This window comes from Gilvimarinus sp. F26214L, from assembly GCF_054401055.1.
On record NZ_JBTIYG010000011.1, the window covers coordinates 1 to 15204 of the forward strand.

Genomic DNA, 15204 nt, shown 5'->3' on the forward strand with positions numbered 1-15204 from the left:
AAACACCAAACGGCATACGACCCGCATTGGGCAACATAGCCCGTTGCGGGAAGTTAGGGCAGATGGTATCTACGGGTGCCGTTCGCTGCGTAGGTTGGGTTAGCGAAGCGTAACCCAACAGAATGAACCCCCCCGCAGGCACGAGCAGACCCGATCTACAGAAGCGCCGTTCAGATGATTACAGGAGATGGGGGCCGGGTCCCTTGCGAGCCAGTTCATCCCACGGGTTGCGCAAAGGGCAGGTCTCGGTGGACAGACATCCGCAGCCAATACAGTCGCTTAGTTGGGCGCGCAGGTTTCTGAGTTTTTCGATGCGCTCATCCAGCTGCTTGCCCCATTGCCTGGACAGCTTCGCCCAATCCTTCTGGCTGGCCGTTTTGTCCGCCGGCAATTGCTCAAAGGCGGTTTTGATTTCCTCCAGCGACACGCCCAATCGCTGCGCCACCTTGATCAGTGACACGCGCCGGATGACATCACGCCGGTAGCGCCGCTGGTTGCCCGCAGTGCGGTAGCTGCTGATCAAGCCCTTGCTCTCATAGAAATGCAAAGCCGAGGGCGCCACACCGCAGCGCTTAGCCACCGCCCCAACGCTGAGCTCTTTTTTGTAAACGAACGATTCCGGAGCCTCTGACATTTTCCTGTTGACCTGAAGTTAAGTTGAGCTTCTAGGATAGCCTTCGATTTGACGGATGAGCAAGAGGGCTCATTCGGGTCAATCCCACCCCACTTGAAAGGAGCATCCATGAAACTCACTTTGATCTACGGAAGCAACAGAGAAGGTCGGTTTTGCGACACCATCGCCGAATGGTGCATCAGCCAGATTGACGAGTTCGGAGCTGTGGAACTGAACGTGGTGGATCCGCGCGACCTGGCGCCAGCGCTGATCAGCCCCGAGAGCGGAACCACGCGCGTAGACGAGGCCGCCGCCACGATCGCAGCCAGCGATGCCATCCTGGTGGTTACACCGGAATACAACCACAGCTTCCCGGCAGCACTGAAGCTGGTGATCGATGCTTTTCGCGAGGAGTGGCAGCTCAAGCCGGTTGCCTTTGTCTCTTACGGCGGCGTTGCGGGCGGAACCCGTGCGGTTCAACAACTGCGGCAAGTGTTCGTGGAGCTGCACGCAGTGTGCATCCACGCCTATCTGCCATTCGCCTCTCCCTGGGAGCGCTTCGATGCCGCAGGTCAACTCAAGGATGGGGCGCGCACCCGTCGCTCCATGGTCAAGCTGTTGGAACAACTTCAATGGTGGGCCAGCGCGCTGAAACATGCACAAGCCTGCGCGGACCGGCCCTACGAGGCTGTACGGTAGCCGGGACGATGCAGCCTCCGTCGAATGGCTCATTTCCTGCTTCACCCTGATGTGGGTACCCCCTGCCGATCTTTCGACACTGCCAGGCAAGGGGCCGGGAGTCGCCTCGATGAAGACGCGGAGCAAAACCGCAACAATTCTCCTGATCGTCGTTCTCGTCCTGGTCGGATTGCGCGTCGCGCTTCCCTGGATGATCGAGGGTTATGTGAATCGCCAACTTGCCTCCCTGGATGGTTACGGCGGTCAGGTGGAAGATATCGATGTGGCGCTGTGGCGGGGCGCCTACCAGATCGAGGGCATCGTGGTGGAGAAGGAACAGGCCGAGGGCCTGGAGCCCTTCTTCGTTGCCGATGCCATCGACCTGGCGGTGGACTGGGGCCGCTTGCTGGACGGCGCGGTCGTGGCGGAAGTGATCTTCTGGCGGCCCGAGCTGAACATGGTGGAGGCGGAAGACGAAACCCAGGCTCAGACCGGGGAAGAGGAAGACTGGCAGGAGCAATTCGAACAGCTTTTTCCGTTCCGCTTCGACAGCATCAAGGTGCGGGACGGAACCGTTCGTTTTCGCACCCCCGGCATTCAGACCGAGGACGCCATCACTCTGAGTCAGCTCAATGGAGAGTTGAAGAACCTCACCAACGTGGTGGAGGTGGAAGGGGAAGACGAGGCGTTTGCGACCTTTGACTTCGAAAGTCAGGCCATGGGGGCCAAGCTGCTGATCGTCGGCCGGGCGGAACCGACCGCGGAGCAGCCCACCTTTGATGTCAACGCGACCCTCGACCCGGTGCAAGTGACCGAGCTGAATCCCTGGATGCGCGAATACCTGAATGCCGACGCCCATGCGGGCATTTTCGCTCTCTATTTGGAGTTGGCGGCAAAGGATGGTCGCTTTGAAGGCTACGCCAAACCGTTTACGGAGAACATCGAGATCTTCGATCTGGACGATGAATCCAAGGGCATCCTGCAAAAGGCCTGGGAGGCTACGCTGGATGTGACAGCAGACCTCTTCGAAAGTGACGAGGAAGATGTCGCCACGCGCATTCCCATCAGCGGCACCATCGAAGAGCCCGAGGCCGGCATCTGGCGCACCTTCGTCAACGTTCTCCGCCACGCCTTCACGGGCGCGTTTACCCGGTCACTGGAAAACAGTGTCGAGTTGGAAGACGGTGAAATCAAAGAGGACGTTTGAAACGGGTCACCCCTTGGCTTTGCGATAGCGTAGCGAGTTAGAAACTCGCTCCATCCACTTCCTTGACCGGCACCGCGCGCCAGTCGAAGTTCTCCAGGCAACGGGCATTGATCGCCACCATGAGGGTTCCATCAGGCATGCTGCCGCGGCCGAATGAGTTGACGCCGCAGTTGCTGCAGAACAGGTGATGGATGTTTCCGGACCCGAACTGATAATCCCTCAGGACGTCTTCGCCCTGCCGCAGCCGGAAGTTGTCTTCGCTGGTAAAGGCCAGCAGATGCCCCCGACGGGAACAGATGGAACAGTTGCAGGACATGAGTTCTTCGATATCCATGTCCACTTCGTACTGCACTTCGCCACAGTGACAGGAGCCTTTGTGAGTATTCATGCTCTCTCCTTTTGTCTGTCCAGTTTCATTCACCGGATCCAACGGACTTAGAATGCAATGGACCTGCAAAACCAGTGGATTCCGGCCGCTCGAACGCGAGTATAGCGGCAGCGTCCACGGTAATGCGAGACCGTCTGATCAGGAACGGAACCTGCACACTTGCTGCGCCGATAATTGCACAGAGGTAATTCCATGGCGCATGAAGTGAAACGTTTGTTTACCGTTCTTGAAGAAGGGGCATTTGAACCTGTTCTGGGGGCGTCGCCGGCCAGCGTGGCCGAACGCTATCAGGACGAATTCGCCAATTTACAGGAGCAGGTAGGCCAGCAGCGGGAGCTGTTTCGGACCCTCGCTTCGGACGAAGAGGTCTATGAGACCTACCACGAGCAACTTGCCACCGAAAAGTCTGAACGTGTTTCGAAAGAGCTGAAAGCCCTGGGCTTTCCGAGCCTCGCCGACTGCAAGGATCAGTTCGAGGCCACGGCGGCTACGGTGTTCAGCACCGCCAGCCGCCAGCAGTCCCCATCCCCCTGGGCGCCCAACACACCCTCACGCCCCTGATTGGGGCACGAGCAGCGGACAGGGAGGTCCGCGGCTCAGAACGCTACACGGACACTTCCGTTCGAGTGCCGGGTTGTAAGGCGCGCCGAGCCCAGATGCCGAAGGAGCTCCTTGCAGTCATCCTGGTTGAGAAATTCACCAATCCGAATACCGGGGGCCATGCGGGTGAGCAGTTGGATATGGGGCGCACCCCATGGGTGTGAGGCGGCCGCGACATGCACGATGACTTCGGCGCGCGGCAGACTCTGGCTGTAGGTCGGCCTGCTCGCACCCTTGGCGATATGCACCTGGTCCCTGCTGATGTGCAGCACCTCGCAATGGGACAACTTCCAGGACACGTAATAAAGGGCGGCAGCAAGGGCCAGCAGTTCGAGGCCTACCAAGGGCAGAATCATCCACGCCCCCATCAGCGCAAAGCTCAGAGCGAAGCCGCCGAGCCAGAGAGACATGACCAGCAAAACATACTGGTTGCCGCGCCAGGACAATGAACGGTTGGGGCGCAGGATCAGGAAGAGCTCCTCATCAATCCGTTGGACATCAAGCACTCGTCTCTACGCCCCCTATTGTAGTGCCAGGCCGCCTTAGGTCACCACACGCAGGCCTGCTCGATACGCCGCCAGAGAGGCGGCAGCAAAAGTCCGAGTTTCTGACGGGCGTTGCCTCAGCCCTGTTATTTTATTAAGTGTTTTACTGAGCCGGTGTTTTACTGAGCCGGTTCCGGCTGTCCCTGCTGTTGCTGGATTTGCTGTTGCATCTGGCGCTGCGCCTGAAGCTGAATTTCCCGCATCTCCGCCAGCAGTTCTTCTGTTCGCGGATCCTGTTCCTGCATGGCCTCCAGCATGGCGGTCTGGAACTCCATCTGCTGGGTCTGAACCTGTTCGTCTTCAGTCGCCCGCTGGCGCGCGCGAATCAGGTCTTCCTGGATCTGTTGGAATTCTGCTGCCATTTCCTGCCGCTCTGTGTCGCTGGCCTGAGGATCCTGAGCCTGCTGCTGCAGCTCCTGCAGACGCTGGGTGTCTTCTTCAGGCGTTGCACCCTGCTCTTCCATGATTTGTGTAATCAGCTCTTCGAGGGCTTCCCCCTGGTCGCGCAACTCCGGGTTTTCCTCGAGAGTCTGTCGCTGTATTTCGATCAGTTCCGATTGAACCTGTTGCGCCTTTTGCTGGATAGCTGCGGGATCATCCTCAGGGGCTCCGGGGCCTTGCTGGTCCACAGGCTGCGCATAGCCACTCAAACTATACAGAGAGAGCGCAAGGAGGGCCAGAAAGCCGGAAATTGTGAAAGAGGAGGTGGATCGCATAGTCTTTTCCCCTGTTGTTGGGTGATTTTCGATCGCTCTGGCGATTCCGTGCGGCGCGACCGGGTGAAGGTGTCGTTAGGGTGGACAATACCGGAGCTTCATGGTTCGTTCAGGCCTTCATCTTCCGTCGCCGCTGAGCGCCTCGTCACGTCCGGGCACGGACTTGCGCCCGGGCTATACCGCTGCGCGATGATGGCGGGAAGTGAAGATGAACTGACGGCCGATTTGCGGCCGCCCAAAAGAAAGCAAGGATAGCGCAGATCCTTGCGCTATCCTTGCTGAGCCACTTTCCCTTGGCGATGTAGTCCTTTACCTGGCAGTCCCTTGAAATGCGTAGTAGCCGCATCCTGCGTTTACTACTCTTCCTCCGGCAACATCACGCCACGGGATGGTTCCTTCCATCTCCGTGGCGCTCCGCCATCTCCATGCCGGTACCCAGTGCTTAATGGATTGCTCCATTCGCTGGTCTCGCATCCATGCGGTTCTATCCGTTCCGCCACCGGCCACGTCCAAGTCGGTGAGCTTGCCCCCTGGGCTGTCGAGATCCTTCGAAACCGTTTCCGGTTCCTTCTACCCTGTCCCAGTCAATGAGTTCCTTCTCTGCAGAAATCCGTCTCTGCCGGGGCAATTTCTTCCTGCTCTTCGAGTTCCTGCTCGATTCGCCCCGGTCTTTAAGCATTTTCCGGGCCTAGACGGACCTGGTTCGCTTCTGGCCGAGGTTTCCACCCATCGGAGTTTCAATCCGACAGAGGGCACATCGTCAGGCGGACTTGATCGTCACATTGCAAGCGAACTCCTGCGATCTCTCCCGCAGAGACAGACTCAGCACCCGATTGCGCCTGAAATTCTTACAAGTCCTATGCAATGAACCGTTCCTCAACACAACCTGCGCGATCCATCCGCACTGAAAAATGAAGCTCAGGTTCAGCCATTCGGAAACCACTCGCCACCGTTGGCTCGACGATTTTCCGGCGCATCATTTCGAAGGGTGGACAGCAATTTGCAGGACGGTGTTTTGAATGCCTGGGCCAGATGTTCCGATCCGCCCCGGAGGCCCGGCACACGATTGGTTATTTCTAAGAGGTACATTTATGGCGGCTACAGAACCTAAGAATATTTTTGTTCTGGGATACGACGAGCAGCACGAGCGGGACTTGCAGGCCCTTCCGGACCGGGAACGCTTTCGCTTTCACCCCTTGCTGCACAGCAGCGAATTGGTCTATCAAGAAAATTTCGATATCGAAGCGAAGCTCGACAAGGCTGGCGCCACGCTTGCCGGGTATACCGGGGAAGTGCATGGAATCATTTGCCACTGGGACTTTCCGGTTAACCCCATGGCCGCGATCCTGGCCGCCGAGTTCGGCCTGCGGTATCCCACACTGGAGTCCATTCTCAAATGCTCCCACAAGTACTGGAGCCGTCTTGAGCAACAGAAAGTTGCCCCGGAGGTGACGCCCGCCTTCTGCGCTGTGGATCCCTTCGCTGACAATCCGCTTGACCAGGTCACGCTCGACTTCCCTTTCTGGCTCAAACCCGTGAAAGGCTACAATTCTCTGCTGGGGTTCCGCGTGGACAATGCAGAAGAATTTGAACGGGCGATCGGCATCGCTCGGGACAGAATCGGTCGCATAGGGAATGAATTCAATACGATGCTCGACCGGGTGACTCTGCCGCCGGACCTGAATGGTGTGAATGGCAACTATCTAATGGCGGAAGAGCTGATCTACGGGCACGAATTCGCGCCGGAAGGTTACGTGCAAAACGGCGAATGCCATGTGCACGGCATGTTCGACATGGTACAGGCTGAAAATGGCAAAAGCTTTCAGCGCTACGAATACCCGTCGCGGGCACCGGCGTCGGTTCAGGAGCGGGCCGTCGATGTCGCCAAGCGGGTGATGAAACAGGTGGGCTTCGACAACGGGTGCTTTAATATCGAATACTTCTGGGACCCGGACACGGATCGATTGAGTTTGGTTGAAGTCAACCCACGCATGTCGCAAAGCCATAGCTATCAGTTCGAGCAGGTGGACGGAATGTCCAACCACGAAGTGGCTGTGCATGTGGCACTGGGAGACAAACCGCTGTTCGAGCACGGCTCCGGGCGCTTCGAACACGCTGCCAAGTTCCTGCTCCGTCGCTACGACCTGACTGACGGTATCGCCATTCAGGTTCCCAGCGACGAAGATCTGGAGCGCCTTCGCCGGGAACAGCCGGACACCCAGGTCCACCTGAACATCCATCGGGGCGATCGGCTGTCCCGACTGGTGGATCAGGACGCTTACAGCTATGTACTGGCGGAAGTCCTGGTAGCCGGCCACACAGTGGCGGAAATGGAGCAGAAGTACCGTCGCGCCGTGGACATGCTGCCCTTCAGGTTTGATCCCATCAAAGCCGCCTGAGCACGGAGACGGGCCCAGGCAGCCAACACTGAGTCCGTCTCCGACCACATTTTTCCGCAATTAATGCTGAATCTGCTTATGCATTGGCGCGATCACGACAGCTTCCCCAACACGGTCCGCACCGTTGAACACCTGAGCATTCCGTTGCCCGATGGACAACAGCTCGCCGCGCGGCTGTGGCTTCCCTCGAACGCCGAAACACAGCCCGTTCCCGCCATTATTGAGTACCTGCCCTATCGCAAGCGGGATCTGACCCGCCGCCGGGACGAAATGATTCATCCTTACCTGGCCGGGCACGGCTATGCCTGCCTGCGCGTGGACATGCGCGGCAGTGGCGATGCCGACGGAGTCCTGCGGGACCAGTATCGTTTGCAGGAACAACAGGACGGATTGCGAGCCATCGAATGGGCCGCGCAGCAACCCTGGTGCGACGGAGCCGTGGGGATGATGGGAATCTCCTGGGGCGGGTTCAATGCACTGCAGATTGCGGCGCTGCGTCCGCCCGCATTGAAGGCAGTGATCAGCGCCTGCTCCACGGAGGACCTTTACCGGGACAACATGCATTACATGGGCGGGTGCCTGCTGACCGACAATCTGTCCGAGTCCACCACCATGTTCTCGGTCAACAGCTGCCCTCCCGACCCGGCCCTTGTCGGGGAACGGTGGCGTGAGATGTGGATGGAGCGGCTGGAAGGCAGCGGCCTGTGGCTGGACATCTGGTTGCGGCATCAACGCCGGGACGACTACTGGCGCCACGGCTCGGTCTGCGAGGATTACAGTCGCATTCAGTGTCCGGTGCTGGCAATCGGGGGCTGGGCAGACGGCTACACGAACGCCATTTTCCGGCTGATGGAGCACCTGGAGGTACCGCGCCAGGCCCTGATTGGACCCTGGGGACATAAGTACCCGCACCTGGGCATACCCGGACCCGCGATCGGCTTCCTCCAGGAAGCGCTACGATGGTGGGACCACTGGCTGAAAGGCCGCGATACGGGGATTGAACGGGAGCCCCTGTTGCGCGCCTGGATGCAGGAAAGTGTTCCGCCCACGACCTACTATCAGGAGCGCCCCGGTCGCTGGGTGGCGGAACCAGAGTGGCCGTCCCCCGGCATTCGCTCTCGCCGGTTTTGGTTAGCGAGTGGTCACATGCTATGCGAGCGGCGGAATACGGCCGACGAGGGACTGGCAAAGAGTGTTCAGTCTCCGCTGAGCGTGGGCCTGTTCGCAGGCAAGTGGTGCTCTTATACGGCCGCACCGGATCTGCCGCACGACCAGCGGGAAGAAGACGGCGGGGCGCTGGTTTTTCAGAGTGAGCCCTTGAGCGAAGATCTGGAGTTCCTGGGCTCGCCGGAGTTGGATGCGGTGGTGACTGCCAGTGAAAGCCGGGCAATGATGGCGGTGCGATTGTCCGATGTGGCGCCGGACGACAAAGCCACACGCATTACCTATGGGTTGCTGAACCTTTGCCACAGGGACGGACACGACCGACCCGAAGCACTGATCCCGGGCCAAAAGTACCGGGTGCGGGTGCCGCTGAACCACGTGGCCCAAACCATTCCCGCGGGCCATCGCCTGCGGGTGAGCATTTCCACCTCCTACTGGCCGCTGGCCTGGGCGCCGCCGCGCCCAACCCGCCTTGAGGTGCTGATCGGCGAAAGCAGCCTGACACTGCCGGTTCGGGAGCCTCGGCCCGACGACGATCGCATTGCCTTTCCGGCGCCGGAAGCGAGTTGGCCGGGGCCTTCCACACAGTTGGAAGAGCCGGAACACAATTGGCTGGTTCACCGGGATCTGGCCGCGGACCTTTCGATGCTGGAAGTTATCAAGGATGATGGGCGCTTCCGGATTGACGATATCGATCTGGAAGTAACTGACCGGACCTGGGACTGGTATACCTTTCAGAACGATGACTTCAGTTCGCTTCGCGGCGAAACCCGCAGCGAACGGGTTTTCGCCCGGGAGGACTGGCGCGTCCGCACAACCACGCGCACAGTGCTGACCTGCGACGAAAGCACTTTTTTCATCCACGCGGAGTTGGATGCCTGGGAGGGCGACAAGCGGGTTTATTCGCGCAACTGGGACCGCCGGATTCCCAGGGATCACATGTGACCCGCTGCCCGCCAGAGACCGTTATCGGCACCCTTCTCCACTGGTTTACAATCGTCTGCACATTCACAACCGGAATCTGGCAATGCAGACGAACGAATTTTCCCTTGAGCGATTTTCCCTGAATCACAGGACCGCCCTTGTGACCGGCGCTTCCAGCGGCATCGGCGCCGCGGTGGCGGAGGCTTTGGCGGGAGTCGGTGCGAGGGTGGTGGTCGCGGCCCGGCGCAAGGATCGGCTGGACGATCTGGTGGAGCGAATTCGCGCCGCCGGGGGTGAAGCCATGGCGGTGGCCATGGACGTATCCAAGCGGGACAGTGTCAGCGACGCCCTGGACGATGCGGAAGCGCACTTCGGTGTAGTCGATACGGTGATCAACAACGCAGGGGTTGCGAAGCCGCGCAATTTCGTGAAAGTCAGTGAGGCGGACCGGGACTTCGTAATGCAGACCAACTTCAACGGAGTCTGGAACGTGGCCCAGGAGACGGCGCAGCGCATGATCGCGGCCGACAGACCGGGGAGTATTGTGAACATCGCCTCGGTGCTGGGCCTGACCGCCAAGCCGGGGCAGGCATCCTACTGCGCATCCAAAGGAGCAGTCGTGCAACTCACCCGGGCCATGGCGCTCGATTTGATGAAGAACCGGATCCGCGTGAATGCCATTGCGCCCGGCTGGTTCAAAACCGAGATCAATGCGGATTACTTCGAGTCTGCGGCGGGGAAGGAGTACGTGGAGCGCATGCCGGCCCGGCGGCTGGGCCAACTGCACGAACTGGTGGGACCAGTCGTCATGTTGTGCAGCGAGGCCGCGTCCTTTATCAACGGTGCGGTGCTGCCGGTGGATGGCGCCATTTCCGTGGCGGGAATCTGAAGGCCCGGGGCATCTGAAATGCACCCGGGTCCTCCGAGGGGTGCGCATTAGCGCCCGCTGCTATTCCGGACGACAGCGCGCGCTCTTCAGAACCCAGCTGCGCCCGCTGCTCTGTTGCTCCAGGACACAGGCTCCGTCCCGTTGAGAAAGCCGGAAATGCTCCGGCTCTCCCAGGTCGCGACCGAGAATGCGCCCGCCCTGGGGATCGCGCTGAACCTTGCGTTCCACGATCAGCTGGCTACTGGTGACGAGGGCGTCCTCCGCGAGGAGTATGGATTCGCGATTCATTGCCGCCGCCACCGTCTTGCGCAGTTCCGCCCGCACTTCCGGCCCCGGCTCGCTGAGAACAGCAGGGACTTCGTGCTGCAGCGTGCCCTTCTTGCAGGCCACAAGCAGGAGGCAGGTCACCGCCAGGAGAATAGTTCTGCCCATGGTGCACCTCATCGAGTCAGAATCCGACCTTGCAGGGCCGGGGATTTAATAACGCGCCCATCAACGGCCGAGAGGGACGAAGAAGAGGACTGAGTGGTGCTCATTTTGAACTGGGCCCCAGCGCTGCCCGCTGGGCCGCAATCGCCATCAGTCGCGCGGTAGTTCAGGGCCGCCGCCAGCCGGGCCTCGGCGGGATCGCCCAGATCATGCGTGAAATCATCCGCCACATCGCAGCCCGGCAACTTCTCGCCGGGGCTCCCCAGAGCATCGGCCGGGGCGAAGCCATCCGCATAGTCGCCGAAGCCGTGGGCGTTGGCGCCCTTGAACTGGACGGTGAAGTAGGTGGTGCCGCAATTGTCCTGGGGATAAAAGCCGTAAGGTTTGCCGCAGGTGTTGGTGCCAATCTGAATCACCTCCACGTCCGCACCGCGCAGGCCATTGATAATGGACTCGCTGGCCGAGCAGGTGTCCGCACTGGTAAGCACAAACACCCGGGGCAGGTCGAGGGTGGGTAGCGCCTGGCCTTCAGCGCGGGAAAAGCCAATCGTTTCCGGAATGAATTCGAGCTGATCGTTCCAATGACTCAGCTTGTCATTGTGAACGAGGCTTTCAAAAGCCTTGCCGTCGGTGCGCGAGGGACCGGCAATCATGTAGGCCAACTGGCTGGCCACGGCGAGATAGCCGCCGCCGTTGTAGCGCAGATCCAGCACCAGGTCCGAGACACCCACAAGGTCCTGCACGGCATCGATCAGCTCACCTTCCGCAGTCGCGATGTGGTCGTTGAAAAGAATGTATCCCACTTGTCCACCCGCCAGGGTGTCCACCACGGTGGGCACCGCTGAAAATTCCACCTCGGCGGCCGTAAGTTGCGCGGTGAAGTCCGGCTGCTCATCCCGCGGGCTCATCTCGAGGCTGTGACTTTCCCCGTCCTCGGAAGGAAAGAGGCCCGCATTGAGAACGTCCACGTTGTCACCGTACAACAGGTCCACGCCGTCCACCGCCAATACACGGTCACCGCGGCGCAGGCCCGCAGCGGCGGCCGGAGACCCCGCCTCCACATAGGCAACGCGGACCTCTCGCGGTGGCCGCGGGTCGATCATGCTCCAGGTGGCGCCGTAGCTGACGGAAACGCCGGACTGGGTCAGCTTCTGGTACTCGTCGGTGGGGATGGTGTAGTGAAAGCGGTCCTTGGGGTTTCCGGCGGCGGTGGTGAAGGGTGTTTTCAGAAGGTCGAAGTACTCCAGGGTGTTGTAGTCCGAGGGGTCGCGATCTTGGATTTCGTCGTACCACAGGTAGGTCTCGTGGCTCCAGGAGCGAAGATAATTGCGCTCGTCGAGAGCAAGTCCCTGCCGATCCGGATAGGGCTCACCGGTGGACGGGTCCACGCCAGAACGGGGTTTCTCGCACATATTCACGAAACTGCTCGCGTCCTGGAATATGCCGGGCTCCCAGTCGCTGCGGTCCGGCGTGAATTCAATCTTGTCGTCGCTGTCGCTGTCGCCGCCACAGCCCTGTAGCCCGAAAATTGCGGCCCCCACAAGGACCAGCAAACGCAGATGAACGAAAATAAACGGCCGCTTGCCCGACCGGTCAGAAATAGTTAGTGGATTCACGATCACTCTCCATGGGTTTTGTTATTATCCGGCCACTGCTGGCGGTACTTCCTCTGTGTTCAACCCCGGTATGCAGCCGGTAATCGCCTAACGGTGATGCTGTTGCTTCAACCGTCGATTTTGAGATACCTGCGGGATCATAAAGTATGGCGTGGAGAATCTCCATGCCGGAACCTGATTCCGGGCATCAGATCACGCGCGCATGCCGGAAGCTTTTCCTGCGCGACACAGAGGAGAGATTCGTGCCGCCACTTGGTCCCATCAGGGCCCACACCTTTCATATCGAATTATTGGAGAAAAATAATGCGCACATTGATGTCGGCACTACTGCTGGTGTTCAGCGTCTCGATCCACGCCGCTGAAGGCATGTGGCAACCGCACCAGCTTCCTCAGCTGGAGGAAGAACTGGAGGACCTGGGCCTGAAGATCAACCCCGACAAGCTCACCAGCCTGACCGAGTTCCCCATGAATGCCATCGTCAGCCTCGGGGGATGCAGCGCCTCGTTTGTTTCCCCCAAAGGCCTGGTGGCCACCAATCACCACTGCGTCTATGGCTCCGTGCAGTACAACAGCACTCCGGAGAACAACCTTCTGGAGAACGGCTTTCTAGCCCGTGACCTGAAGGAGGAGGTTCCCGCCGCTCCGGGATCGCGGGTCTACGTGACCGAATCACTCACCAACGTGACCGAACAGGTTCTGGATGGGGTAAGCGACACCATGAGCGGTCTGGATCGCTACCAGACTATCGAGAACAATATCAAAGCGCTGATCAAGGAGTGCGAATCCACCGGCATCCACCGCTGCGGCGTTCCGGCCTTCCATCATGGGATGGAGTACTTCCTGATGAAGCGCCTGGAGATTCGCGACGTGCGCTTGGTTTATGCCCCGGCCACGAGCATCGGCAAATTCGGCGGCGACATCGATAACTGGCAGTGGCCGCGCCACACTGGCGATTTCGGTTTCTATCGCGCCTACGTGGGCAAGGATGGCAAGCCCGCGGACTATGCCGAAGACAACGTGCCCTACGAGCCCGAAAGTTTTCTGACCATCAACGCTCGGGATCTGGAAGCCGGAGATTACGTGATGGCGGCGGGTTACCCCGGCAGCACCAACCGTTACCGCACTGCTGACGAAGTACAGAACCAGTTCACGTGGGTCTACCCCAACGCGCGGCAACTGCGGGAAGACATTATCGAGGTGATCGAGAATAACTCGGACCCGGGCAGCAAGGCGCGCCTGAGTTACGAGAATACAATCGCCAGTCTCGCCAACTATGCGAAGAACTACCGCTCCATGGTGGAAAGTTACGAAAAAAGTGATTTCCAACAGCGCCGGGAGAACATGGAAAGGGAGCTGATGGCCTGGTTGGCAGACAATGAAGAGATGGCTGAGCGCTACGGTCCCGCCGTCCGCGAATTGGGCAAGCTGATCGATCAGGAGCAGTCCACTCAGGCCCGCGACCTGGTGCTCGGTTACATGACCTATGCCGACATGCCGTTCATGGCTTCCCGCCTGTACCGGCTGGCGGTGGAGCAGCAAAAGCCCGACGCGGAACGCGAGCCCGGATACCAGGAGCGCGACCTCACGCAATTCCGCCAGTCCGTGCAACGCCTGACGCGACGCTATGATGAGCAAGTAGACAAAGCCATTCTTGCCTACATTCTGGAGCGTTATGCCAGCCTGCCTGCGGACCAGCACGTACCCGCCCTCGACGACTTTTTCAACATTGGAGAGTCGCTGGACAAGCAGGCCCTGCAAAGTCGCATTAATGAGCTCTATGCCGCCACTGACCTCGATGACGAGTCCGTGCGGCTGGAGTGGATGAACAAGTCACCCGAGAAGTTCCGCAACAGCGAGGACCCAATGATCCGCTACGCAGTCGCCACTCACGACGCGCGCATGGCCCTGGAAGAGGAGTCCAAGGAACTGGACGGCAACATGCAGCAATGGCGCTCGCGCTACATGCAGGCCCTGATTGCTTTCAAACGCAGTCAGGACGAGCCCATTTATGCGGACGCCAACAGCACGTTGCGCGTGACCTACGGCCGGGTTGCCGGCAATCAGCCACGGGACGGATTGCGCAATACACCCTTTACCACTCTGGAAGGAATTCTGGAGAAGCAGACCGGTGACGCACCGTTCAATGCTCCACAGAAACAGCTCCAGCTGATTCGGGAGAAAACCTATGGCGACTACGAGTTGGAGAGCATCGATTCAGTGCCGGTGAATTTCCTGAGCACCGTGGACATCACCGGCGGCAATTCCGGTTCGGCCATCATGAACGGCGAAGCGCAATTGGTTGGCCTGCTGTTCGACGGTGTTTACGAAAGCATTATCGGCGACTGGGATTTTGACGTGGAAAAGAACCGCGCAATCGCAGTGGATGCTCGCTACATGTTATGGGTGATGGAATACGTGGACGAAGCGGATAATCTGCTCGACGAACTGAAGGTTATTCGATAACTCTCCCTGTTGGGTTACGCTGCGCTAACCCAACCTACGCTCGGTGGCGATACGGGGTGCCACCTGTAGGTTGGGTTAGGCCAACGGCCGTAACCCAACACCTCACCATCAACGCCCGCGGTCCGCGCGGTTCAAACTGCCTCGTTCAAATCAAAACACTTTCCACCGTCGTTGTTGCAGCTGGGTCCGCAGGTTGGAAGTGGATCGAGGGCTCTTCCTTTTGGGTTACGCTGCGCTAACCCAACCTACGCTCGGCGGCGATAGGGGGTGCCACCTACCTGTAGGTTGGGTTAGGCCAACGGCCGTAACCCAACACCTCACCATCAACGCCCGCGGTCGCGTGATTCAAACTGCCTCGTTCATATCAAAACACTTTCCACCGTCGTTGTTGCATCTGGGTCCGCAGGTTGGAAGTGGATCGAGGGCTCTTCCTGTTGGGTTACGCTGCGCTAACCCAACCTACGCTCGGCGGCGATAGGGGGTGACACCTGTAGGTTGGGTTAGGCCAACGGCCGTAACCCAACACCTCACCATCAACGCCCGCGGTCGCGTGGTTCAAACTGCCTCGTTCAA

General features: G+C 59.5%; 13 protein-coding genes. 7 read left to right on the forward strand and 6 right to left on the reverse strand.

All coding sequences use genetic code 11. The features are described 5' to 3' along the window. Positions 1-178: 178 nt before the first annotated feature. Positions 179-634 carry a redox-sensitive transcriptional activator SoxR gene (gene soxR, locus ACURWW_RS12675; protein ID WP_445617554.1) on the reverse strand — a complete coding sequence of 152 codons (456 nt, stop codon included), beginning with the start codon at positions 632-634 and terminating at the stop codon, positions 179-181. A 108-nt stretch (positions 635-742) separates the two neighbouring features. Between soxR and ACURWW_RS12680 the strand changes: the two genes are divergently transcribed. Together ACURWW_RS12680 and ACURWW_RS12685 are read left to right on the forward strand one after the other, a co-directional pair. Then, on the forward strand, positions 743-1312 hold the full coding sequence (locus tag ACURWW_RS12680) for an NADPH-dependent FMN reductase (protein WP_445617553.1): 570 nt from the start codon (positions 743-745) through the stop codon (positions 1310-1312). 109 nt (positions 1313-1421) lie between these two features. After that, on the forward strand, positions 1422-2498 hold the full coding sequence (locus ACURWW_RS12685; protein ID WP_445617552.1) for a hypothetical protein: 1077 nt from the start codon (positions 1422-1424) through the stop codon (positions 2496-2498). A gap of 37 nt (positions 2499-2535) precedes the next feature. Here the strand turns inward: ACURWW_RS12685 and ACURWW_RS12690 are convergent, their stop codons facing one another. Next, complete coding sequence (locus tag ACURWW_RS12690; RefSeq protein ID WP_445617551.1) at positions 2536-2886, reverse strand: GFA family protein; 351 nt, start codon at positions 2884-2886, stop codon at positions 2536-2538. 192 nt (positions 2887-3078) lie between these two features. Between ACURWW_RS12690 and ACURWW_RS12695 the strand changes: the two genes are divergently transcribed. Beyond that, positions 3079-3447 (forward strand): hypothetical protein, encoded by a 369-nt coding sequence (locus ACURWW_RS12695; protein ID WP_445617550.1) that lies wholly within the window; start codon positions 3079-3081, stop codon positions 3445-3447. 35 nt (positions 3448-3482) lie between these two features. Here the strand turns inward: ACURWW_RS12695 and ACURWW_RS12700 are convergent, their stop codons facing one another. Both ACURWW_RS12700 and ACURWW_RS12705 read right to left on the reverse strand, forming a co-directional pair. Next, positions 3483-3992: a DUF2244 domain-containing protein gene (locus tag ACURWW_RS12700; protein ID WP_445617549.1), complete on the reverse strand. Its 510-nt coding sequence runs from the start codon at positions 3990-3992 to the stop codon at positions 3483-3485. Between the two features lie 158 nt (positions 3993-4150). Then, positions 4151-4747: a hypothetical protein gene (locus ACURWW_RS12705; RefSeq protein WP_445617548.1), complete on the reverse strand. Its 597-nt coding sequence runs from the start codon at positions 4745-4747 to the stop codon at positions 4151-4153. A 1091-nt stretch (positions 4748-5838) separates the two neighbouring features. Between ACURWW_RS12705 and ACURWW_RS12710 the strand changes: the two genes are divergently transcribed. The 3 genes from ACURWW_RS12710 to ACURWW_RS12720 all read left to right on the forward strand — a co-directional run bounded on the left by ACURWW_RS12710 (position 5839) and on the right by ACURWW_RS12720 (position 10123). Further along, positions 5839-7146: an ATP-grasp domain-containing protein gene (locus ACURWW_RS12710; RefSeq protein WP_445617547.1), complete on the forward strand. Its 1308-nt coding sequence runs from the start codon at positions 5839-5841 to the stop codon at positions 7144-7146. Between the two features lie 78 nt (positions 7147-7224). Then, a complete protein-coding gene (locus ACURWW_RS12715) occupies positions 7225-9255 on the forward strand; it encodes a CocE/NonD family hydrolase (RefSeq protein WP_445617546.1) in 2031 nt (676 codons plus the stop codon). A gap of 82 nt (positions 9256-9337) precedes the next feature. Next, positions 9338-10123 (forward strand): SDR family NAD(P)-dependent oxidoreductase, encoded by a 786-nt coding sequence (locus tag ACURWW_RS12720; protein WP_445617545.1) that lies wholly within the window; start codon positions 9338-9340, stop codon positions 10121-10123. Positions 10124-10183: 60 nt separating this feature from the next. Here ACURWW_RS12720 and ACURWW_RS12725 read toward each other — a convergent pair whose 3' ends face one another. Next, entirely contained in the window at positions 10184-10555 is a 372-nt protein-coding gene (locus ACURWW_RS12725) for a hypothetical protein (RefSeq protein ID WP_445617544.1), read from the reverse strand. Between the two features lie 8 nt (positions 10556-10563). Continuing rightward, on the reverse strand, positions 10564-12168 hold the full coding sequence (locus ACURWW_RS12730) for a S41 family peptidase (RefSeq protein ID WP_445617543.1): 1605 nt from the start codon (positions 12166-12168) through the stop codon (positions 10564-10566). Between the two features lie 303 nt (positions 12169-12471). Between ACURWW_RS12730 and ACURWW_RS12735 the strand changes: the two genes are divergently transcribed. Further along, the gene (locus ACURWW_RS12735; RefSeq protein ID WP_445617542.1) at positions 12472-14631 is read left to right on the forward strand and encodes a S46 family peptidase; all 2160 of its coding nucleotides are present in this window, start codon (positions 12472-12474) and stop codon (positions 14629-14631) included. Positions 14632-15204: the final 573 nt, after the last annotated feature.